Source organism: Myxococcus sp. CA051A (assembly GCF_013336705.1).
Lineage (GTDB): Bacteria > Myxococcota > Myxococcia > Myxococcales > Myxococcaceae > Myxococcus > Myxococcus llanfairpwllgwyngyllgogerychwyrndrobwllllantysiliogogogochensis.
This window is the reverse complement of record NZ_JABUMS010000006.1, coordinates 100,753-124,379: the sequence shown is the minus strand read 5'-3', so window position 1 is coordinate 124,379 and position 23,627 is coordinate 100,753. Positions and strand designations below refer to the sequence as shown.

Annotated in this window: 12 protein-coding genes; 5 read left to right on the top strand and 7 right to left on the bottom strand. The window is 70.3% G+C overall.

Features of this window, described 5'->3' with window-relative positions; translation table 11 throughout:
• Position 1 precedes the first annotated feature (1 nt).
• The 7 genes from HUA74_RS19035 to HUA74_RS19005 all read right to left on the bottom strand — a co-directional run bounded on the left by HUA74_RS19035 (position 2) and on the right by HUA74_RS19005 (position 18,584).
• A complete protein-coding gene (locus HUA74_RS19035) occupies positions 2–802 on the bottom strand; it encodes a hypothetical protein (protein WP_174455632.1) in 801 nt (266 codons plus the stop codon).
• Complete coding sequence (locus tag HUA74_RS19030) at positions 799–2,256, bottom strand: DUF1585 domain-containing protein (RefSeq protein WP_174455631.1); 1,458 nt, start codon at positions 2,254–2,256, stop codon at positions 799–801. The genes HUA74_RS19035 and HUA74_RS19030 overlap by 4 nt, the downstream gene beginning before the upstream one ends.
• 74 nt (positions 2,257–2,330) lie before the next feature.
• Entirely contained in the window at positions 2,331–4,766 is a 2,436-nt protein-coding gene (locus HUA74_RS19025; protein WP_174455630.1) for a M20/M25/M40 family metallo-hydrolase, read from the bottom strand.
• Positions 4,767–4,782: 16 nt separating this feature from the next.
• A complete protein-coding gene (locus HUA74_RS19020) occupies positions 4,783–5,442 on the bottom strand; it encodes a class I SAM-dependent methyltransferase (RefSeq protein WP_141645739.1) in 660 nt (219 codons plus the stop codon).
• Between the two features lie 44 nt (positions 5,443–5,486).
• A complete protein-coding gene (locus tag HUA74_RS19015) occupies positions 5,487–9,959 on the bottom strand; it encodes a non-ribosomal peptide synthetase (RefSeq protein ID WP_174455629.1) in 4,473 nt (1,490 codons plus the stop codon).
• Complete coding sequence (locus HUA74_RS19010) at positions 9,959–13,258, bottom strand: non-ribosomal peptide synthetase (RefSeq protein ID WP_174455628.1); 3,300 nt, start codon at positions 13,256–13,258, stop codon at positions 9,959–9,961. The genes HUA74_RS19015 and HUA74_RS19010 overlap by 1 nt, the downstream gene beginning before the upstream one ends.
• A 22-nt stretch (positions 13,259–13,280) precedes the next feature.
• Positions 13,281–18,584: a non-ribosomal peptide synthetase gene (locus HUA74_RS19005; protein WP_174455627.1), complete on the bottom strand. Its 5,304-nt coding sequence runs from the start codon at positions 18,582–18,584 to the stop codon at positions 13,281–13,283.
• 245 nt (positions 18,585–18,829) lie between these two features.
• Here HUA74_RS19005 and HUA74_RS19000 point away from each other — a divergent pair, with 245 nt between their 5' ends.
• The 5 genes from HUA74_RS19000 to HUA74_RS18980 all read left to right on the top strand — a co-directional run bounded on the left by HUA74_RS19000 (position 18,830) and on the right by HUA74_RS18980 (position 23,602).
• Entirely contained in the window at positions 18,830–19,753 is a 924-nt protein-coding gene (locus tag HUA74_RS19000) for a hypothetical protein (protein ID WP_174455626.1), read from the top strand.
• A 58-nt stretch (positions 19,754–19,811) separates the two neighbouring features.
• Positions 19,812–20,024 (top strand): MbtH family protein, encoded by a 213-nt coding sequence (locus HUA74_RS18995; RefSeq protein WP_141645734.1) that lies wholly within the window; start codon positions 19,812–19,814, stop codon positions 20,022–20,024.
• Positions 20,025–20,145: 121 nt separating this feature from the next.
• Positions 20,146–21,222, top strand: coding sequence for a methyltransferase (locus tag HUA74_RS18990; protein ID WP_141645733.1), 1,077 nt, complete (start codon positions 20,146–20,148; stop codon positions 21,220–21,222).
• Positions 21,223–21,323: 101 nt separating this feature from the next.
• A complete protein-coding gene (locus HUA74_RS18985; protein ID WP_174455625.1) occupies positions 21,324–22,187 on the top strand; it encodes a cyclopropane-fatty-acyl-phospholipid synthase family protein in 864 nt (287 codons plus the stop codon).
• On the top strand, positions 22,184–23,602 hold the full coding sequence (locus HUA74_RS18980; RefSeq protein ID WP_174455624.1) for a cytochrome P450: 1,419 nt from the start codon (positions 22,184–22,186) through the stop codon (positions 23,600–23,602). Before HUA74_RS18985 ends, HUA74_RS18980 begins: the two co-directional genes overlap by 4 nt.
• Positions 23,603–23,627: the final 25 nt, after the last annotated feature.

Sequence of the window (23,627 nt, the reverse complement as noted above, 5' to 3'; positions counted from 1 at the left end):
GTCATCTCGCTGTCGTGGGGGCGGGGGCGAGTTCCAGCCGCAGCACCCGGATGCCGGCCAGATAGCTGGTGCACAGCGCCGCCGCCGCGTCGCGTGTCGCCGGCGCGATGCGCTGGAAGCGGCGGAAGCGTGCCTGTCCATCCTTCGTGTCCGCGGCGCTGGGCTCCTGCTGGTACACGAGCCGGAAAAGGCGCTGCGTGATGGCCTCCGTCGCCTTCTCCGAGGCAGGTCCCTCCGCGACGTCCACCAGGGTCCGCTTTCCGGCGGGGCGCCCCAGGTCCGTGTCGATGACCCGGGTGCAGACGTCCATGGCGATGAGCGGATGGCGTGCGGAGGGCTCGAGCTCCAGCCGAGGAGCGACGAGGGCCTCGAGCGCGCCCGCGCTCATGTACGGATGCGCCACCTCGCGGACGATGAGCAGCCAGTCGTCCAGGGACAATCGCATGGCCGTGCGCGGCGGGGCGGGGTGCTGTTGGGCCTCCAGCAGCGCGGCGATGGAGCTGGCGAGCTCCTGCCGGTATCCGGGCCCCAGCGGGACGGGTGAAGTCCCAGGGCCCTTCCACAGCCCCTCCGCGTCCTTCGCGGAGGGAGGCATGCGGCCGGTCTCGACGGCCTTGTGGATGTCCCGCCACGTCTCCAGGTCGCTCGGGCCAGGCACCTGACGCAGGTCGAGCGAGCTGTCCTCATCGTGACAGCCGGCGCAGTGGCGTTGGAGGAGGACCGCCACGTTGGGGGGCACCTCGGCGGCGTCACGCGCCGGCGCCGCCGCCAGGACGAGGAACAGCAGACCGAGGGAGGTCATTGCGCGAGCACCATCGGTTCCGTCTGCGGCTTGCTCCACAGGATGGCGCGGATGAGGACATCGACCCGCCGTCCGTTCTGCTCGAAGGTCCGGGTCAGCTCCTCCAGCAGCCGCCGCTCCTCGGCCGTCTTCCGGGGCGGTCGCCCCACGAGGAAGGTGAACATGCGGGAGGTAGCGCAGCGGGGGAACTCGGGCTGCTGGGTGAGGAGCCGGGCCAGCGCGGCGGTGCCCTTGCCCTTGCCCCGGAAGTCCTCGGCGCCGTGGACGTACAGCGCCCCCTCCACCTGTCTGCCGGTGGGGATGGAGCCGAAGATGGGCGGACGCAAGCCCACCAGGAAGCCCGAGCCCGAGTCCATGGGCGCGTGGCATCCGCTGCACGCGCCCTGGTTGCGCATGGGGGACTCGTACACCTCGAAGCGCACGCCCTCGTGCTGCCCGCCGGTGACGGTGAGGAGCGTCTCGCTGTCCACGGTGTTCGCCGGGAAGTCCACGCAGAGGAACTGCGACAACATCAACTGCATCGTCGCGCGGGAGGTCCCCACGAACGCGGCCATGACGGGCGTGTTCAGGAACAGGCCACTGCCCTGGTATTCGCCCTTGCGCTCGACGAACTGGCCCGGGGCCTCCAGGTCCACCGTGGCCAGCATCCGCACCAGCTCCTGCTCCCGCGCGGGGGAGAAGGGCTTCTGGGACACCTTCGCCAGCATCTCCCGCCGCAGGTACAGGAAGCGCGTCAGGCCGGACTGCCAGGTGGAGGAGGTCGTCATCAACTCGTCGAAGGGGCGCCCCTTCGACATGAGCTCAGCGCCGGTCTCGGTCACCTCGCTCATCATCGCCTCCACGAAGCGCTGGTCCATGCGCGGCGCCTCCTCGTCCGGAGGGAGGCAACCCAACAGCAGGGGACCGCAACCGCAGCCCGGCCTGGGGGGCGTGGGGATGGTGGGCTCGGGCTGTCCACCGCAGTAGCCGACCGCGTCGAAGGCGTTCTCCGGGCGGTAGCTGTCCTGACAGATGGAGATGCGTTGTCCGCGCCCCCACCAGGCTGGCGCTGACTTGCGTTCGGCGGGCGCACAGGGCGCGGTCCCCTCCGGACGCGAGGCGCCCACGGTGTGGGGCAGGTAGTAGACCCACTGCCCGTCTTCACGGAAGCGTGACAGCGTCCCGACGAAGAAGTTCGTCGCCGCCGGAGTGAACGCCAACGCGCTCGACAGCTTCCGGTAGAAGTCCCGCGTCAACCAGCGGTCCAGGACCTCCTCGTAGATGCGGGACGGAGTCTCGCCGCGCGCGAGTCGCTCCTCCAGGTCGCGCCGCTCCTGTGGCTCCAGCCGCTTCAGCCGAAGGCGAAGGGAGAGCACCTGCACCAGCTCCACCACGGGCGTGGACGCGGCGTCGTCCGACGCCTGCGCTGGCGAGAGCGTCAGCGTCAGCGTCAGGAAGGCTGCTCCCAACGTCATCCTGTTCGAACGCGTGGTGAGAGGCATTGCTCGAAAACCTACTCGGGTCTTTCCTGTAAATCCAGGCGTTAATGTCAATCATTCCCTGGGGGCTGCGCGGCGGTCGGCAATGATTGCCGTGCCGTGGAACCGACCGGGTGGGCGGAAATATGGAGGGCGTGGCTGACGTAGGTGGCATTGCCCCAGTTCTCCACGTCCAGGGAGGGTGCGGGAATCATGTACGGGGGTCTTCGCGTTGGCGTGAAGCCTGACAGCGAAGGCAGGCCGTCGGTGCGGTCCATGACGCGAATGGTGAGGGGTTGGGCCGCCGGGAAGGTGGCCTGCAGGAGATTGCCCTCGGGGAGCAGGGTTTCGAGCCACAGGGTCCATGCCGCGTCGCCCGCGAGGGCGGGACTGGTGGGGCCAGGAGCGCCATCCACGGCATAGGCGAGCACGGGCGCGCCATGGAGTGACACCAACGCGCTGCGCGCTCCCCGGGGGGAGGTGATTCGCAGGCGCAGCGTCCTCCGGTCCGCCGTGACGGTGTCCTCGAGCGCCTCCACGAGGGGCGCTGGCGCGTCGAGCACCGGAGCGGGCGCGAACCGGAAGTCCTGGCCCCAGCGCGGCATGAAGGCGGGGAGCTGCCCTTCTCGCGTCGCGTCCCGGGGGAAGAACTGCCGCGTCCAGTCGTCCAACTGCTCGTCGCTGCTGAACCAGAGGGCTTGCCCGCTGTCCGCATCCCACGCATAGACGACGTTGTTCGCCCGGGGGCGCTCGGGGGTGGGCGCCCGTGGAAGACTCGCCAGGACCACGAGTCCAAGCCCCGTGGCGAGGGTTGTCACCGGCAGCGGCCAGGTCCGGAGTGCCGTCAGCGCGTGGAGGAGTGGGACGAGCAGTCCGCAGAGGAGGACGGCGAGCAGCGCCGTCACGACGGCGAGCCGCGGCGTGAGCCCCACGAAGGTGAGGACGAGGAGGGGCGCCACGATGAGCAGCGGCGGGATGGCGCACAACGTCAACGCCGTCGGCCATCGCCAGTTCGCCGCGCCGGGAGCGGAGGGGAGCAGCGCCAGCCCGAGCGCCGTGCTCGCCAGGGGCCAGGTGAACAGGAAGCTGAGTCCGGGCGCGAGGAACGCGGTCAGCACCGCGAGCAGCGCCCAGGGCCCGCAGGCCGCCAGGGTGAGGGCCCGCACGCCGACGCGGGGGCCCGTCCTCACGACGAACAGCGCGGCCACGGCGGTCGTCACCGCGAGCAGTCCCCCCAGGTACAGGCCGCTGCCGTAGGTGTCGCCGGCGCGGCGGGACTCGGGATGGGTCGCGCCAGCCAGGAGGCTGATGGCGAGCGCGATGGCGAGGACACCCCCGCAGACGAGCAGGAAGGTGCCCAGTCCGCGCGCGAGCTGCCTCGCCGACAGCGTCTTCTCCCGGAGTCCTCGCGCGACGAGGGCCGCCCAGAAGAGCGTCGCGCCCAGGGCGAAGAAGGGACTCCACCCTTCCGGGTACGTGATGAGTCCCAGCCCCGCGACGTTGAAGAAGACCAGTCTGGAGGTCCCCTGGGGCGACAGCGTGCCGTCCGTCAGCCGCCGGGTGAGGCGCAGCGCGTACTCCCCCTGATGCTGCAAGGTGCGCGCGTCCACGTTCTCCGGACGGTCCAGCGCTCCGTGGTAGGCCGTGAGGCCGTCGATGTACGCGAAGTTGAGGCCGGGGATGCCGGCGGCCTTGGACAGGGTGAACTCGGTCATGTTCGGCAGGTACCGGTAGGCCGTGTCGAACAGCGAGCTCGCGAGCGCCGTGGGCACCGTCGAGCCGAGCGCGTCGACGAGCCAGCCGCTGTCCGGCCCTGTCTCGAACATCAGGACCGGGCCATGACTGCCACGGGCCTCGAAGTTGAGCACCGTGGCCACGGCGTGGCGCCGGGGATGCTGGGCGAAGAAGGCCTGCGCGCCGAGCAACCCGACCTCCTCCGCGTCGGTGAACAGGAAGAAGACGTCGTGGCCGGGCTTCTGGGCGGACGCGGTCAGCGCGCGCGCCGTCTCCAGGAGGGTGGCCACCGCGGCGGTGTTGTCGTTGGCGCCCGGGCCCGCCGGCACGGAGTCGTAGTGCGCCATCAGCAGGAGGGCCCGCTCGCTGGAGCGTCCTGGCACGCGGGCGAGCACGTTCTGGACGACGGCCGCGGACCGGTAGGTCACCCCGAAGGGGGTGGGAAACTCCGCCACGCTCGGGGCCCGCTGGACTTCGGGCGAAAGGCCCAACCCCGCCAGCTCCGCGAGCAGGTACTCGCGCACACGCGCATGCTCCGCCGAGCCCACCGGATGGGGTTCGCGAGCGATGCGCTGGACGTGGGCGAACGCCCGCTCCGCGGAGAAGTCCTCGGCTGACGCGGAGGCGGGAACAGGCGCGGGCGGTTGGTAGGGCGCCAGGGCCGCCCAACTGCCGCCGACCAGCAGGACCAACGCGAGCACGACGCCAGGCCCGCCGGGGATGATGGAGGGCTCCGGGGAGCGTTTCGCGATGGGGCGGGAAGGCGGGGTCATGGGACGGGCCGTGGGCTCAGCGCTTCCTCGCGAGGGTCAGCCCATCCGCGAAGGGAAGCATGCTCAGGTCCACACGCTCGTCGTGCAGGAGCTTCGCGTTGATGCGACGCAGCGAGTCCGTCTCCGGGTCCGAGACGGCCGGGTCCGCGACCTTGCCGGACCAGAGCGTGTTGTCGAGCACCACCAGTCCGCCCGGGCGCAGCAGCCGGAGCGCGAATTCGTAGTAGTGCTCGTAGCTCTCCTTGTCCGCGTCGATGAACGCCAGGTCGAACGTCCCCCGCTCGGGGCTGGACACCAGCGCCTCCAGGGTGTGGTGGGCATCCCCGAGACGCACGTCGATGCGCTCCTCCACGCCCGCGAGCTTCCAGTAGCGCCGAGCCACGGAGATCCACTCCTCGCTCAGGTCGCACGCGACGACCCGGCCGTCCGCGGGCAGCGCGAGCGCGGTGCACAGGGTGCTGTAGCCGGTGAAGACGCCCACCTCCAGCGTCTTGCGCGCGCCCAGCAGTCGCGTCAGCAGGTGGAGCAACTGCCCCTGCTCGGGCGGGACCTGCATCGTGCGCAGCGGCAGGCGAGACGTCTCCTCGCGCAGGTCGCGCAGGATGGGGTTGTCGCGCAGGGAGTTGTCACGGACGTACTGGAGGACAGGCTGGGTCAGTTCGACGTGGTGGATCATTCTGGGACTCGTCTCTTGCGGTGAGAGGGATGGGGCGTGGCCGCTCAGGTTCCGGCGACCTGTCGCGAGCGGGCGGTGCGCAGCGCTTCGGGGGGTGGGAGGAAGCCGACGTCGACCAGGTACTGGATGCAGCGGTGCGCCAGGGCCTCGGTCATGGGGGGGCAGCGGATGCCGCTTCCCGCCAGCACCTCCAGCGCGTTGGCGCACTCCATCTCGGGCTGGAGTTCACCGATGACGGATGGGTCGAGCGCCGGCGTGGGTTCCGCCTCCGCGTCGCGGATGAGCGGCACCAGCGGATAGAGCGGGTGGGACGTGTCGACCTCCAGGGCCCGTCGTCGCGCCTCGTCGAAGGGGACGATGTCGAATTCGTACCCGTACGAGCGGATCCACTCGCAGAACTGGTGCAGGGAGACGGGCGCCGGGTTGAACAGGTGGAAGAAGCGCCCGAACGCCTCCCGCTTCAGGGAGATGTGGACGATGGCCTTCGCGGCGTAGTCCACGGGGATGGTGTCGAAGATGCGCGGGTACTCCGGGAGGATGCCCATGGGGACGTAGCCCCGGAACGCGACCAGCAGGTAGTCGTTGGTCTGCGTCGCGCCTGTCTCCTCGTGACTCAGGATGAGGCCGGGCCGGTAGATGCCGACGGGGATGCCGCGCTGCCGGGCGATGTCGACGACCTTCTCCGCGACCCACTTGCTCCCGGTGTAGCCGCCGGGCACCTCCACCGGGCTGTGCAGCGGCGAGTCGTCCTCCAGGAACGGCCGCGGCATGTGAGTGGCCAGCAGCACGTCGATGGTGGAGACGTAGTGCACGGCCTTGAGCCTTCGCAGGCAGGCCAACCGCAGCACCTCCTGGGTGCCCTGCACGTTCGGTCCTCGCAGCGCGGAGTAGGGGTAGACGAAGTTGACCAACGCGCCGTTGTGGTAGATGGCGTCGAGCTTCCCGGCCATCGCGTCCCACTCCGCCTCGTCCAGGCCGAGGCGGGGCTTGGCCAGGTCTCCGACGAGTGGACGGATGCGCGCCGCGTGGGCTTCGTCCCAGACGAGGTACTGCTCCATCGTCGTCCGGACGCGCTTCATCGCCTGGGCGGGCGTGTCCGCGCGGACCAGGCAGTAGACCGTGGCGCGGGTGCACTTCAGGAGCTGCTCCAACAGGAACGCACCGAGGTAGCCCGTGGCGCCCGTGAGCAGGACGGCGGACGGGTCGAGGAAGTCCGCCTCGGGTAGACCTTCAGGCGAGATGTCGGCGGGCAGGGTGGCGTCCGTGTCCAGCCGCGTGGCGTGCTGATTCATCAGCACCGCCTCGAGCCCCTCGCGTTGGAAGGTCTCCACCACGTTCGCGACGCCCGCCACGGTGGGCACCTTGAAGAACTGGTGGACGGGGATGGCGATTTCGAAGCGGTTGAGCAGCCGCGACGCAAGCTTCGCCAGCATGAGCGACGTGCCGCCGACGCCGAAGAAGTCGTCGTGGATGCCCACGCTCGTCGTGCCGAGCACATTCCCAAAGGCCGCGGCGATCTCCTCCTCCAGCGGCGAGCGGGGCATGGCGGAGTCCGCCAGCGGCTCCGCTCGTTCGACCTGGGGAGCGGGCAGGGCCTGCCGGTTCACCTTGCCGTTGGCCGTCCGGGGCAGCTCGCTGACGATGACGAACAGGGTGGGCACCATGTACGTCGGCAGGTGTCCCTCCAGGTACGTCGACAGGGCGCGCGCCTGGGGCGCGGCGTTCTCCGCGGGCACGATGTAGGCGACGAGCCGCTTCATGTCCGGGCCACTGGCGTGGGCCACGACCACGACTTCGCGCACGTCGGGGTGCTGGCCAAGCGCGGCTTCGACCTCGCCCAGCTCCACGCGGTAGCCGCTGACCTTGACCTGGTCGTCCACGCGACCGAGGAACATGATGGCGCCGTCCGCCCGGTATCGGCCCAGGTCACCCGTCCGGTACAGCCGCGCGCCAGTCTCGCTGGAGAAGGGGTCTGGCACGAACCGCTCCGCCGTCAGGCCGGGCCTCCCGTGGTAGCCGCGGGCCAGTCCCGCGCCGCCGATGCAGATCTCCCCGGGCACGCCCACGGGCACCGGTTGGAGGTGCGCGTCGACGACGTAGGTCCGCGTGTTGCCGATGGGCCGACCGATGGGGGCCGCCTCGGGCTCATCCACGCGCGGGCACGTCCAGCTCGTGGCGTCGATGGTCGTCTCGGTGGGGCCGTACAGGTTCGCCACCGTGGCTGACACGCGCGAGAAGATGCTGCGCTGGAGCGAGCCGGTGAGGGCCTCGGCCCCGCTCAGCACGTAGCGCAGGCGGGTGCACCGGCCGATATCCGGCTCCTCCATCAACACCGAGTTGAGGGACGGCACCGCGCCGTAGACGGTGATGCCCTGGGAGCGCATCAGCTCCACCAGCGACCGGCTGTCGGTGGCCTGCCCCGCGGCGGTGACGACGGTGCGCGCGCCCACGAGCAGCGGCCAGAACGTCGCCCAGACGGAGGGGTCGAAGCTGAACGAGTGGTTCTGCAGGACGCGGTCCTCTGGGTTCAGCGGCCACGTCGCCTGTCGCCAGGTGAGGTTGTTGACGATGCCCCGGTGCGTGAGCATCACCGCCTTGGGCGTCCCCGTGGAGCCGGAGGTGTAGATGAGGTACGCGAGGTGCGCGGGCGTCGTCGTCCGGGGCGGGGCCGAGCGCGGGTTCGCCGCGATGGCGGGCCAGTCCTCGTCCACGAGGAGCCGCTTCGCCGGGGAGGTTCCCAGCCGCGCCGTGAGCGACCGCTGGGTGATGAGCACCCGCGCGCCGCTGTCCGTGAGCAGGTGCGTGAGCCGCTCCGTGGGGTACTCCGGATCCAGCGGAACGTAGGCGCCTCCGGCCTTGAGGACCGCGAGCATGGCGACGACCATCTCCACCGAGCGCTCCAGGCACAGCGCCACGCGGTCCTCGCGCTCCAGCCCGAGCCCCCGCAGGTGATGCGCGAGCTGGTTGGCCTGCTCGTCGAGCATCGCGTAGGTGCGCTCCCCGCCAGGACCGGTGACGGCCCAGGCCCCCGGGGTCCGCGCCGCCTGCGCCTCCACCAGCTCGTGCAGGCACTTCTCCGAGGGAGCGGCGTGGGCCGTCTCGTTCCAGCCATGGAGGACCTGTCCCCACTCCTCGGCCGGCAGCAACCGCAGCGCGGAGAGGGTGCTGGTCGGAGTGGTCAGCGCTCCGTCGAGCAGCGTGCGCAGGTGGTCGAGCATCCTCCGCGCGGTGCTCGCGTCGAACAGGTCGGTGTTGTAGTCCACGCGCAGGTGGAGTCCCTCCTGGGTCGCGGTCGCGGCGAGCGTCAGGTCCACCGGGGTGGTCCCCACGCGCGGCACGTGTGGCGTGACTCTCAGGCCGGGGACCAGGTCGAGCGCCTCGCGCGCGTCACGGAACTGGAACAGGGTCTGGAAGAAGGGCGTGCGGCTGAGGTCTCTCGGTGGCTGGAGCGCCTCCACGAGGGTGGCGAACGGCACGCGCCCGAACTTGCGCGCCTCCCGGAGGGCGCGGCCGGTTCGTCGGAGCGCGTCCTCGAAGGAGGGGTCTCCGCCCAGGCCGACTCGCAAGACGAGGGGGCCGCGGCCGGGACCTGGTGGCTCGGACTCCGCGCTGCCAGGAGGCTCGTCGCGCACTCCCACCGTCACATCCACCTGGAGCGAGTAGCGGGCCAGCAGGGTCTGGAGGCCGGTCAAGAGCACCGTCCCCAGCTCCTCGTCCGTGCGCGTGGCGAGCGCGGACAACTGACCCAGAAGCTCCCGCGGCAGGCGCTGGTGGACGGACGCGGAGCGGTGGGTCTTCACGGCCGGACGCGGCCGGTCCGTGGGGAGCTGAAGCACGGGAACGTCCGCGAGCCGTCGACGCCAGTGCTCCACCGCCGCCGCTCCCTCTGGACTGGCGAGCCACGCGTGCTCGCGGGTGGCGTGCTCCGCGTGGGAGGGCACGGCGCCCTCACCGAGGGGCTCGCCTCGGTGGAGGGCGGCATACGTCGTGAGGAGCTCCTGGACGAAGGACTCCAGGGAGGAGGTCGCCACGACCAGCTCGTGGCCCGTCGCGAACAACACGTGGCTGTCGGCGGCGAGCCGCACGAGCCGCAGGTCCACCAGTGGCGCGGAGGCGACGTCGGCGCGCCGGGCGAGCATCTCCCGGGCGATGTCGGAGAGGCGCTCCGCGGCGTCCGCATCGGTCACGTCCGTCACCCGCAGGGACAGCGCCGCGATGGGGTGGACGAGTCGCAGCGGCGTTCCCCCCACGTCCTTGAACGTGCTGCGGAGCAGGTCGTGGCGGCGGCCGACCTCGGCGATGGCCTGCTGGAGCGGGGCCAGCTCCAGCGCGCCCCGCAGCTCGCGCGCCGTCAACACCTGGGCCGGCAGCGTGCCGTCCAACTGGAGCAGCATCCACAGTCGTCGCTGCGTGGGCGTCAGGTTGGCGGGGTCGGCCCCGCGCTCCCGGAGCCAGCGGGTGAGCGTGGCACGCCGGTCCTCGAGGGGCCTTCGGACGGAGTCGTTCTGGGAGGGCATCACCTGCGAATCTCCTGGGAGAGGGCGTGGCTCAGCAGCGGATCGTTCAGCAGGGCTTCCACGTCGGCGTCGCTCAACCCGTCCAGCGGCGTGTCGGACGCGGGCTTCAGCACCGAGGGCGCTTGTCGGCGCCGCGTGTCGATGACGGTCGCGAGGTGGGCGATGGTGGCGTTGATGAAGAGGTCGCGCATGGGCACCCTCACGCCGAACTCCTGGTCGAGCAGTTGCACGAGCCGCCCGGCGAGCAGCGAGTTGCCGCCCAGCTCGAAGAAGTCATCATCCACGCCCACCTGCTCGCGCTCGAGCAGCCGGGTCCAGACGGCGCCGACCTGGCGTTCGGTGTCGGTGCGGGGCGCGACGAGGAGCCGCTCGCTGGAGGCGGAGACGGCGTCCGGAGAGGGCAGGGCGCGACGGTCCACCTTGCCGTTGGGTGTCAGCGGGAGCGCGTCCAGCAGGGCGATGGTGGCGGGCACCATGTACTCGGGGAGGTGGGCACGGGCGTGCTCCCGAAGGCGCCGGGCGAACTCCTCGGAAGGGGGGCGCGTGGCGGGAACGACGTGGGCGACGAGCCGCCGTCGGGCCTCGTCCGTCCCCCACAGATGGACCGCCACAGCGCGCACCTCCGGGTGGCGTCGCAGGACGGTTTCCACCTCCTCCAGTTCGATGCGGAAGCCCCGGAGCTTCACCTGGTGGTCCGCGCGTCCCAGGTACACGAGGTCGCCGTCAGGCCGCGGGCGCACCAGATCCCCGGTGCGATAGAGGCGCGCGCCCGGGCTCGCGGAGAAGGGGTCGGGCACGAAGCGTTCGGACGTGCGTCCGGGCAGCCCCCAGTAGCCACGGGCCACGCCCTCTCCGCCGATGAACAGCTCGCCGCTCACGCCGGGGGGCACCGGCATCAGGTCCTCATCCAGCACATAGGTGCTCGTGTTGCCCACGGGCCGGCCGAGCGTGACGCGCTCCCCGGGATGCAGCCGCTTGCGGCATGACCACACCGTCGTCTCGGTGGGTCCGTAGAGGTTCCACAGCGCGGCGCCGCGATACGTGAGGAGGTCGGCGAGGTCCTGGGGAAGCGCCTCGCCTCCGCAGAGCGCGGTGAAGCTGCTGGAGGGTCTCCAGCCGGTATCCGTCAAGAGCCGCCAGGTGGCGGGCGTGGCCTGCATCACCGTCACGTGGTGGGTGTCGAGCAGCGCCGCCAGCTCCCGGGCATCCGCCGCCTGTTCCCGGGTGACGAGCACCACGCGCGCACCCACGAGCAGCGGCAGGTAGAGCTCCAGCGCGGCGATGTCGAACGAGAACGTGGTCACCGCGGCGAGGACGTCCTCGCCTCGCAGCCCGGGCTCGCGCGCCATGGTGTGCAGGAAGTTGGCGAGCGCTCCGTGTGTCACCATCACCCCCTTGGGGTGACCGGTGGAGCCCGACGTGTAGAGCACATAGGCGAGGGTGTGCTCACCCGCCCTCGGGCCTGGAGGGGCGTCCCCGCCGGCCTCCGCGACCGCGTCCGGGGTCAGGACGTGGGGGATGTCCACGCCCAGGGACGCGAGCTGGGGCGTCGTCACGAGGGCCCGGGGACGCGCATCCTGGAGCATGGCGCGGATCCGCTCACGCGGGTACTGCGGGTCCACGGGGACGTAGGCCCCGCCGACCTGGAGCACCGCGAGCAGGGCCACGATGAGGTCCGGCGAGCGCTCCAGATGGACGGCGACCCGGTCCTCGGTGCCCACGCCGCGCGCGCGCAAGGCACCCGCGAGCTGGCCCACGCGGGTCATCAGCTCGCGGTAGGTGAGGCGGAGGGCGCCGCACTCCACGGCCACGCGCTCCGGCGTCCGCGCGGCCTGCGCGGCGACTGCCTCGTGGAGGGGGACGAAGGCGTGGGGCTCCGCGTGGAAGGCCCGCGCGAGCTGCTCCCGCCGGTCGGCCTCGCTGTCCAAGGCGAGCCGCGAGAGGCGCGGACGGGTTTCATCCAGGAGCCCCTCGACTGCCCGCGTGAAGTGCTGGACGAGGTGGGCGATGGTGTCGGCCTCGAACAGGTCCGAGCCGTACTCGACGATGCCTTGGATGCGGTCTCCGTCGTCGATGAGGAAGAAGGACAGGTCGAAGCGGGAGGTGCCCGGGTCCACGGGCAGCCGCTCCAGCGCGTGCCCTCCCATCGAGAGGCGGGAGAGGGGCGCCTCCTGCATCGCGAACATCACCTGGAAGAGGGGGTTGTGGCTCAGCGTGCGCTGGGGCTGGAGCGCCTCGACGAGCAGCTCGAAGGGGAGCTGCTGGTGCGTGAGCGCCTCCAGGACGGTCTCCCGGATGCGCGCGCCGAGGGCGTCCACGCGCGGGTCCCCGGAGAGGTCTACGCGCACCACGAGCGTGTTGGCGAGGAACCCGATGAGGGGCTCCAACTCGGGCCGCTCCCGGTTCGCCACGGGTGTTCCGATGAGGAGGTCGTCCTGCCCCGTGTACCGCCGCAGCACGATGGCGAACGCCTGGAGCAGGAGCATGTACGGCGTGATGCCGGTGGAGCGGACGTGGCGGCGGACGGCCGCGCCCAGCTCCGGGGAGAGGGTGAACTCCGTGGTGGCGCCGCGGAACGTCTGGACCGAGGGGCGCGGGTGGTCCACCGGCAGCTCCATGACCTGGGGCGCGCCGGCCAGCTTCCGCTTCCAGTAGGTGCTCTGGGCCGCGTGCGCCTCGGTGCCGAGCCACTGCCGCTGCCAGGCCACGTAGTCGGCGTATTGGATGGGGAGGGCCGGAAGGGCCGGCTCCGTGCCCTTGAGGCAGGCGTCGTAGCTGTCCGCCAGCTCGCGCACGAGCAGCTCCACGGAGCTCCCATCCGCGACGAGGTGGTGCACCGTGACGAGCAGGGCGTGCTCCGCGGCGCCCAGTCGCAACAGGTTTACCCGCAGGAGGCTGTCCTCGGTGAACCGGAAGGGGCGCCGTGCCTCGCCCGCGAGCAGCCGCCGTGCCTCTTCATCTCGCTCGGCCGCGGGGACGTGCCCCAGGTCGGTGAAGGAGAGGGTGACCCTCGCATCGGGATGGATGACCTGCACCAGCTCGCCGTCCAGGTACGCGAGGCGGGTCCTCAGCGCCTCGTGGCGGGCCACCACGAGGTTGAGGGCGCGTTGCAGCGCGACGCGGTCGACAGCGCCAGCGACGCGGAAGGCCACGGGCAGGTGGTAGGCCACGCTCCATTGAGCGTCCAGCTCGTGGAGGAACCAGAGCCTCTGCTGGCTCGCGGACGCGGGAAAGACGAAGCAGCCCTGGAGGGCGGCGTCGGTCGGTGGGGGACGGGCGTTCGTATCCACGGTGGACATGGGGGTTCTCTCCTCGCGGGCACTAGCCGCCGCGATACGGCACCCGGGGTTGCGCGGTGATGGTGGAGGGGCCGGAGGACGACGCCCGTGCCTGGGCGAGGTTCTCCGCGAGGGTCGCCACCGTCCGGTGCTCGAAGACGGTGCGGACGCTGGCCTGGATTTGCAGCGCCGAGGACAGCCGCGTGGCCACCCGGGTCGCCAGCAGGGAGTTGCCGCCCAGGTCGAAGAAGTTGTCGTGGACGCCCACGCGCTCTCGTTGGAGCAACTCCGCCCAGACCTGGGCGATGCGAGTCTCCAGCTCGTTGCGCGGGGCGATGTAGTCGGCGCCCGGATCTTCCGGTCGGGTGAGTGGGTCGGGCAGCGCCGCGCGGTCGACCTTGCCGTTGGGTGTCAGCGGCAGCTCCCGCAGCACCAGGAGGGTCGCCGGCACCATGAACTCCGGGAGCCGGGCGCGCAGGTGTTCTCGCAGATGGCGCGCGGACACCTCCAGCCCCGTGCTCTCGCGGACAGGCACCACGTAGGCGACCAGCTGTCGTCGCGCGCCCTCGCCCTTGACCACGACGATGGCGTCGCGCACCCCGGGCTCTTGTCGGAGCGCGGCTTCGATGTCGCCCAGCTCGATGCGGAAGCCACGCAGCTTCACCTGGTGGTCGACCCGGCCCAGGAACTCCAGCGTTCCATCCAGGAGCTGTCGTACGTGGTCTCCCGTCCGGTACATCCGCGCCCCCGGGAGTCCGGAGAACGGGTCCGGGAGGAAGCGCTCCGCGGTGAGCCAGGGCCGCTCGACGTAGCCACGCGCCACGCCCGCGCCGCCGATGAACAGCTCGCCCCGGACGCCCGCGGGCACGAACTGGAGGTGGGCGTCGAGCACGTAGACCTGGGTGTTGGCCACTGGCCCACCGATGCTCACCGGCTCGGAGGGTTCAGCGGGCAGCGTGGTGAATGTGGAGTACGTCGTGGTCTCCGACGGCCCATACAGGTTCACCACGCGGGTGGCCTTCGTCTCCTGGTAGAGCCGCCGCACGAGCTCCCGCGTGAGGGGCTCACCCGCGAGGTTGATGGTGCGCACCGTGTCGGGGATGCCGCCCGAGGCGAGCAGCTCGGTGATGGCCGAGGGCACCGTGTTGAGGAGGGTGACGGTGGCCGAGGTCTGCTCCGGCAGGTGCAGTGCGCTGTCCGCCAGGATGACGCTGCCTCCGTGGCTGAGCGTCGCGAACAGCTCGAAGACCGAGAGGTCGAAGCAGATGGATGTGCCCGCCAGGACGCCCTGTCGCTCCTCGTCGCTGAACGCCTCGCCGGCCCAGTGGATGAAGTTCGCCGCGCTGCGGTGGGAGATGGCCACGCCCTTGGGCTGGCCGGTGGAGCCGGAGGTGTAGAGGATGTACGCCAGGTGGTCGGGGTGGACCTCCTCCGTGGGTGCCTCGGGGGCCAGCGTCCCCTCGTCGTGTGCTTCGTCCAGGAACACGCGGTGGGCCGTGCTCGCGGGCAGTCGCTCGTCCAAGGAGCGCTCCGTGAGCAGGGCGTGGATGCGTGCGTCGCGGACGATGAAGTCCAGGCGCGGCTGCGGATATTGGGGGTCGAGCGGCACGTAGGCGCCCCCCGCCTCCAGCACTGCGAGCAGACCCACGACCAGGTCGAGCGTGCGGTGGCTGAAGACGCCGACTCGGACCTCGGGCCCCACGCCGAGCCGGCGCAGCTTCGCCGCCAACCCCGAGGCCCGTGCGAGGAGCTCGCCGTAGGTCATCCGCCGCGCGCCGTGCACCAGCGCCACCGCGTCCGGGGTCCGCCGCGCCTGACGGGCCACGAGGGCGTGCAGACCGTCGCCCGCGGGATAGGACCGGTGGGAGTCGTTCCACGCGAGCAGGTGCTGCTCGCGCTGTGACGTGGGCAGCAGCGACAGCCGTGCGATGGGCATGTCCGCGTCGTCCAGGGCCGCTTCCAGCAGGTGCCCGTACTGCGCCGCGAGCCGCTCGATGAAGGCCGCGTCGAAGCGCGCCGGGTCGTACTCGAACGCGCAGGAGAGACCCTCATCGGTCGGCGCGATGGCGAGCATGAGCTCGAAGGGGGACGCGGCGGGGGGCAGTGGCAGCAGCTCGACGCTCGTGCCGCCCATGCGCAGCCGGGCGCCGCCATCGCCGAGCGCGAAGGACGACAGCGCGGGATGGCTCGAGAGGGGACTTCGCTGATGGACGAAGAGGGTCTGGAAGATGGGCGTGCGGTCGGCGACGCGTTCCGGATGCAGTCGTTCGACCATGAGGGGGAAGGGGAACTCCTGATGCTCCAGGGCCCCTCGGACGAGGTCGCGGGTGCGCCGGACAAGGGCGGCGAACCCGGGCCCATCCGCCAGGTCCACGCGAAGCGGCAGGGTGTTGACGCAATAGCCCACCAGTCGCGCGGTGCCCGCGGGGCCTCGCGTGGCCACCGGGGTCCCCACGACGAGGTCGTCTTGTCCGCTCAGCCGGTGCAGCAGCGCCTGGAACGCCGCGAGCAGCGAGACGAAGGGCGTCACGTCGTGGCGCTGGGAGAAGTCGTCGACGCGCCGTTGCATCCGCTGCCCCAGCGCGAAGTGATGAACCGGAGCCGGGGGACGCGCGGAGGGGACGGGCGACGGGGGCGGCAGGTCCAGGAGGGGCAAGGGGCCGTCGAGCCGCTGTCGCCAGTATTCCCAGTCAGTCTGCTGGCGGGGACTCGACAGGTATTGCTGCTGCCATTGGAGCCACGTCGCGGGATGCCCGGGCGGGGGCAGTGCGTCCTCGCTCCCGGTCCCCTCGTAGAGCTGGATCAGCTCCTCCACCAGCACGGCGAGCGACCAGAAGTCCGCGATGAGGTGATGGAACGCCAGCAGGAGGACGTGCTCGTCGGCCGCCTTCGAGAACAACGTCGCGCGGAGCAGCGGACCCCGGGCCAGGTCGAAGGGCTGGAAGGCGGCGTCGCGCAGTCGGGCATGGCTCGTGTGCGAGTCTTCGCCCGAGACGTCGACGACCTGGAGGAGGTCCGCGCGCCGGGCGTGGAGTCGCTGGATGGGCTCTTCTCCGACGAGGGAGAAGGTGGCGCGCAGGGAGGGGTGGCGCGCGACGAGCACCTCGAACGCGCGGCGCAGCGCGGCCACGTCCAGGGGCCCTCGGATGTGGGCCGCCCTCGCGAGGATGTAGGCCAGGGAGGAGGGCTTGAACTGCTGGAGGAACCACAAGGCTCGCTGCCCCGGCGTCAGGAGCAGGTGGGCCTCCTGGTCGCGTGGGAACTCCTCGGCCCTCGGAGGTGGCGCCGCCGCGCGCAACGCCTCCTGCAGGTGGGTGACGAGTTCCTCCAGGGAGGGGGCGCCCAGCAACAGCCTCAACTCCAACGAGACGCCCAGGTCCCGTTCGAGGCGATGCTTCAATTCGACGAGGGCGAGCGAATCCAGCCCCAGCGAGTGGTGCGCGGCCTCGTGGGCGGGCAACCCCGGGGGGAGCTTCCCGGCCCGGGAGAGGAAGTCGATGAGCACGGCGCGCCGTTCGTCCTCGGAGCGCGCCATCAGGTCGTCTCGCGAGAGCCGGTCGGGCACTTCCCGCGTCTGGGGCGCGTCCGCGTGGACGGGGGCGAGTCGTCCCGCGAGCCAGGCCTCCCTGCACGCGGAGCGTTGGACCTTGCCGCTGGAGGTCTTGGGCAGGGCGCCCGCGCGGATGAGGACGACAGAGTCGACGCCCACACCGTGTTGCAGGGAGAGGGATTGCCGGATGGCGTTCGAGATGGCGTCCCAGTCCTCGCCCGGGTAGCGCCGGTCGAGCTCCTGGACGACGACGACTCCCGCGGTGGCCTCGTCACCGCGCGCGAACACCGCCGCGCAACCGGGACGCAGCGCGGGGTGGCTGCGCTCCACGGTCAATTCCAGGTCCTGGGGATAGTGATTGCGTCCCCGGATGATGAGGAGGTCCTTGTGCCGCCCGGTGACGTACAGCTCGCCATCTTGAAGGAAGCCGAGGTCCCCGGTGCGCAGCCACGGCCCGTCGTCCGCGCCCGCCACGTGGGCCGCGAAGGCCTGCTCCGTCGCTTCGGGTTGTCGCCAGTAGCCCTGGGCCACGCTCGGCCCCTGGACCCAAATCTCTCCCACGTGGCCCTCTTCGAGCCGCCGCCGCGTCCCCGGGTCCACGATGCCCACGTGCAGCCCCGCCGCCGCCTCGCCGCAGCTCACGTGCGTCGCGCTCGTCTGCCCGTCTTCTGGAGCGCGCTCCAGGGGAATGGCACGGTGGGCTTCCAGCGCTTCTCGCTGGAACGTCCGGACGCGGGCGCCCCGGCCCCTGGCGGGCCCCGTGACGATGAGCGTCCCCTCCGCCAGGCCGTAGCAGGGGTACAGCGCCTCCCGACGGAAGCCGCAGGGCTCGAACGCCCGGGCGAACGCGTCGAGCGTGTCCGCGCGCACCGGCTCCGCTCCACAGAAGGCCAGCTCCCAGGTCGACAGGTCCAACGTCGCCTTCTGGGCCTCGGTGACCTTCCGGGCACACAGCTCATACGCGAAGTTGGGCCCGCCGCTGCACGTCCCCTTGCGGTCCGAGATGGCCTTGAGCCACGCGAACGGAGCCTGCAGGAACGTGAGAGGCGACATGAGGTCCACGGGGAGCCCACCGTGGATGGGCGCGAGGATGCCGCCGATGAGGCCCATGTCGTGGTAGGGCGGCAGCCAGATGACGCCCCGGCTCTGACGGGTGAGGCCGAACCGCTCGTGGATGGCCTCGAGGTTGTGGAGCAGGTTGGCGTGGGTGAGCACGACGCCCTTCGGCGTCGCCGTCGAACCGGACGTGTACTGAAGGAACGCCATCGTGGAGGCATCCACCTCTGGTGCGCGCCAGTCCTCCGCCACCTCCAAAGGCAGCTCGTCCGTCAGCTCCCACTTCAGCCGCTCCAGCTCGGGGAACTCGGCGAACAGCCCCTCCGCGACACCGCGCAGGAGGGCGGTCGTGAGCACCCACTTCGCCTCGCTGTCCCGGACGATGCCAAGCAGCCGTGAGAGGCTTCGCTCCGGGCGCGCCAGCTCCGGTGGATAGACAGGGACCGCCACCATCCCCGCGAACAGGCAGCCAAAGAAGGCAGCCACGTATTCTGGACCGGGGGCATAGAGCAGCAGCGCTCGCTCTCCCACCGCCCCCTGCGCCTGAAGCCTCGCGGCGATGGCCCGGGCCTGCCGCGCCAGCGTGGCGTAGTCGACGCGCTGCTCCACCTGGCCGGACTCACCCAGGAAGCTGAAAGCCTCGCGTGTCGGCTCGGTCTCCGCCCGCTGTTGCAGAAGGGTGACAAGCGTGTGGCGGGGGAGCTGCGCGTGTTTGATTGAGAGGGATTTGTCCAATGCCACGGGAAGGCGCCCCCAGAACAACTCCAACCATGGTTGATGTAAGGGCTGGACCGTAAGGACTTAATTCCGGAATGTCAATTAAAGTTGTAAAGCCAGGAAAGTCGTGTCAATGTACTGGTGTTTGGTGGGGATGCCAGTGATTGGCAAGGAGAAGGCACGTGACGGCGCCAGGCATCTATCTTTTGCGACCCGAGCGACTGCCACGCCTGCGTGGGGAACTCCAAAGGGAGGCTGCTCAGGTAGCGGTGCTGGAGCCCCTTGCCGCGCTGCACCGGAGGTCGGCCGAGGATCAGGCGATCTTCGCGGCGCGGGATTCCCTGTCAAGACTGGGGTTGGGGGATGGGGACTTCACCCCGGTGGTGGACGACCCGGAGGCCTCGCAGGGCAACAAGGATAATGATCAGGCATTTGCCATTGTCCGGGTCGAGGGACGGGTGGTGCCGCTGCTCGTCCACAGCACGCTCCACGGATTCGTGACGTTGTTGGATGAGGCCCTCACGAGCGGCACGGACCTGGAGCCCGAGGCGTGGGGGCGATTGCGGCATGCCTACAGCGTGCTCTTCGACATGCTCCTGGACCGTCCGGTGGACCGGGAGGGCGCCGCGGCGCTCCCGCCCCCGCGCTCGACGGCGTCTGGCGAGCGGGACGCGCTGCGTCGGTGGACGCGCGGGCACTACGTCTTCATGTCACTCGTGCAGGGGATGGTGGTTGTCCTTCACGTCCTGCGTGAGGACGTGGAGGCGGGGAACCTGGAGGCCGCGCGCGCCGACCTGGAGCGCGTCACCGCCCTGATGAATGGCGCCGAGGTGGCGCTGCGCTTCACGGGCGACTATTCCTATACGGCCTACGAGAAGTCGGTCCGTCCCACCTTGATGCCGCCCGTGGCGCCTCCGGGCATGACAGGGCTGCGGTGGCGCGACCACGAATACATGGTGAAGGTGCTCGCCGGGCTGCGTCCCATCTTCGCGGGGCTCCCGGTGGAGCTGGAAGAGGCGCGTGAGGCCTTCTACCAATCCGTCGCGCGGGCCTATGACGCACACAAAACGGTGTGTGCCAGCTTCGTGGGGACCGAGCGCACCAGTCTGTTGATGGCCGAGCGGACGGAAAAGTCCGCCGTGGAGCTCCTGGAGCACTTCAAGCGCGTGCGCCTCCACCTCATCAAGGAGTGAGCGCCGTATCGACCCGTTGGATGCTGGTTCCCTGGAGTTGGGGGGGAGGAACAAGACAATGGCTGCATTCCTGGGCAGTGACGAATCCGTGTCATGCAAGGTCGTCGTGAACCACGAAGGGCAGTACTCCATCTGGCCCGTGGAGCGCCCCAATCCTCCCGGCTGGCGAGATGAGGGATTCCACGGAGCCCGTTCGGACTGTGTGGCCCACATCGACAATGCATGGACAGACATGCGTCCCCTGTCTACCCGGAGTGAGCAGACGTCGTAGGGTTTTTGCCGTCTCCCAGAAGTCAGTCGAGGAAGAGGCCCCGTGGGGTCCTGGCGGAGCCTTGCCCTCGTGATGTGGCCGGTCGAACGACTGCAGTCTCTTGATGTGGAGGAACACCCAGATGAAGACCGACAACGCGCTTTTGAAGGTGGCGGCTCGGCCCGCCACGGGTCCGCTGACGCACGATGATCTGACGTTCATCCTGTTCGGCGCCTCGGCGGCCCAATATCTGAACGCGGCCTGCGAACTCAACCTGTTCGAACTGCTCGAGCACAAGCCGGGCCTCGCGAAGGAGGAGATTGCCCTGCGGCTGGAGTTGCAGCCCCGGGCCATCGACATCCTGCTTCTGGGCACCACGTCCCTGCGGCTGACGGAGCGGGTGGACGGGGCGTACCGCAACGCCGAGGTCATCAGCCGGATGTTCAAGGAGGAGACCTGGGCCATCTTCAAGTCGGTCGTCGGCTTCGAGCAGTACATCTGCTACGAGGGCCAGGTCGACTTCACGGAGTCGCTGAAGGCCAACCGCAACGTGGGGCTTCGCCGGGTGCGCGGGGCGGGACGGGACCTCTACCACCGCCTGTCCGAGAACCCCCACATGGAGCAGGTCTTCTACGAGTACATGCGCTCGTGGTCTGAGCTGTCCAACCCGCTCCTGTTCAAGCACGTGGATTTCTCGGGCGTGCGCAAGGTGCTGGACGTGGGCGGCGGTGATGGGGTGAACGCCATCGCGCTGGCCCAGGCGTACCCGAACGTGGAGGTGACGGTCCTGGAGATTCCCGGGACGGCGCCCCTGACGCGTCGGCGCATCGCGGAGGCCGGGTTGTCGGAGCGCATCAAGGTCCACGCGGGCGACATGTTCGCGGAGCCGTTCCCCCCGGGACATGACTGCGTCCTGTTCTCCCATCAGCTCGTCATCTGGACGCCGGAGGAGAACACCTCCTTGCTGCGCCGGGCCTACGAGGCGCTGCCGCCCGGTGGCCGGGTCGTCATCTTCAGCTCCATCTCCAACGACGCGGGTGACGGTCCGTTGATGGCGGCGCTGGACAGCGTGTACTTCGCGGCCATCCCCGCGGAGGGCGGGATGATCTACGCGTGGGAGCAGTACGAATCGTGGGTCAAGGCGGCGGGCTTCAAGCGCGCCGACCGCATCCCCTGCGGTGCCTGGACGCCCCACGGCGTCCTCCAGGCCACGAAGTAGCGAACTCTCCGCCCCATGTGCCTCGGGCACCGCCGCGCTCCGGTGTCGCCGGAGCGATGCGCGCTCGAGGCCGTGGAACGAAACCCCAGACAGGTGGGTCCATGAACATCCTTCAACACGCATACCGCAAGCTGAGCCTGCACGACTATCGCGTCCGCGCGCACTATGGCTTCCTGGCCCAGGGCGGCTCCCTCTCCGAGGAGAGCATGTTCATGAACATGGGCTTCTGGAAGGACGCCCCGGCCACGTTGGACGAGGCGGCCCGCGCGCTGGTGCGGCTCGTCGCACAGACGGCCAGGCTCGGTCCCGGGGACCGGCTCCTCGACGTGGGGTGCGGCTTCGGGGACCAGGACCTCCTGTGGATGGAGGAGTTCGGACCGGCGCGCATCGACGCGGTCAACATCAGCGAATCGCAGCTCAAGGTGGTGCAGGGGCGCGTCCTCGAGCGAGGCCTGGGCGAGCGCATCAACCTGTGGGCCGCCTCCGCCACGGAGCTGCCCTTCGAGGACGGCACGTTCGACAAGGTGGTGTGCGTGGAGGCCGCCCACCACTTCAACACGCGCGAGGCGTTCTTCCGCCAGGCCTTCAGGGTCCTCAAGCCCGGGGGGCGCGTCGTGCTGGCGGACATCCTGCCGATGGCCGGGCAGAAGGTGGGCGCCTTCGAGCGGCAGAACATGCACATCAAGGGCGAGAACATGTACACCCGCGATGTCTACGCGCGGAAGCTCGCCGCCGAGGGCTTCGGCGCGGTGGAGGTCCAGTCCATCCGCGAGCACGTCTGCCCGCCCTATTCCTCCTTCCTGTTGCGTCGGGTGGGGGAGGGGGCCATGGCCGAGCGGATGAACCCGGTGGTGCGTTGGGCGGCCCGCGCCTACCTGAAGCGGTTCGGCACCTTCGAGAACCTGGACTTCGTCATCGCGTCCGCGGAACGTCCCGCCCACGCCGCCGCGCGGAGCGCATCATGACGACCGGGGCCGTGGCGGCGCGCGCCCCTCGCCTGCCGGGGCCGCGCTCGCTGCCGTTGATTGGCTGGCAGTTGGAGGGCCTGCGGATGCTGGGCGACCCTCCCGCGCACTTCATGCGAGCGTTTGAGCGCTACGGCCCCGTCAGTGCGTGGGATCCGCGTAAGCCCAGGCACGTGTACGCGCTGGGCCCCGAGTACAACCAGCTCCTCTTCACCCAGCCGGAGCGCTTCATCTCGGATGCCTTCCGTGAGAGCAACCTGCCTCGCGATTCGGCGATGGAGCGGCTGACGTTCGGGTTGCTCCGGCTGAACGGCGCGGCCCACCGCAAGCACCGGACGCTGATGCAGCCCGCCTTTCGTCCCCAGCGCATCGACGCCTGCCGGGACACCATCATCGGCTTCACCCAGGCGGAGTTGGACCGGTGGACGGTGGGGGAGACGCGGCCACGGCTCGACCAGGATCTGCTGCGGCTCATCATGCGCATCGCCATGCAGACGATGTTCGGCCTGGACCCCGCCGGTGACGGTGTGCGGCTTCAGTATCTCATCGCCCGGTTGCTGGAGCTCGCCTCCGCTCCCACCACGCTGCTCCTGCGTGTGGACCTGCCTGGCGCGCCCTACCGGGAGATGCTGGCGGTCGCGCGGGAGATCGAGGACATCCTCGGGGTGCTCATCCGGCGCAAGCGGGAGGCGGAGGCCGGACAGTTGGACGTGCTCTCCGCGCTCATCACGGCGCGGGACGAGCACGGGCAGGGGCTCACGGACGACGAGCTCGTGGGCGAGGCCTACAACGTCCTGTGCCACTCCACGAGCGCGGCGTCCATGACGTGGACGCTCTTCCTGCTGGACCGACATCCCCAGGTGCTGGCCACGCTCCAGGAGGAGCTGCGCACGACCCTGGGCGGCGCGCCACCGACAGTGGAGCAGCTCAAGAAGCTGGAGTACCTGGATCTGGTGGTGAAGGAGAGCTTGCGGCTGTTCCCTCCCGCCTCGTTCCTGATGCGCTACACGAGCGAGGCGTGCCAGCTCGGCCCCTACGAGCTGTCCGAGGGCACCATGGTGTTCGCGAGCGCCTACGTGACGCACCGGCTGCCAGAGCTCTTTCCGAATCCCCAGCGGTTCGAGCCGGAGCGGTGGAGGACGGCCACGCCCACGGTGCACGAGTACACCCCCTTCGGCGCCGGTCCCCACAACTGCCTGGGGCGCCACATGGCCCAGCTGGAGATGAAGCTCGTCCTGTCCATGTTGCTGCAGCGCTTCCGGCCGACGCTCGTCCCGGGAGCGCGCGTCGACCGGGCGATGCGCATCTCGCTGGTCCCCAAGCTGGGGCTGCCCATGGTCCTCCTCGCGCCGGACCACCAGCCGCGGGTCACGCCCGTGCGCGGAAACATCCACGCGTCCGTGGAGCTGGTCTGAGTCCGGGGCTCGCATCTCCCCATCC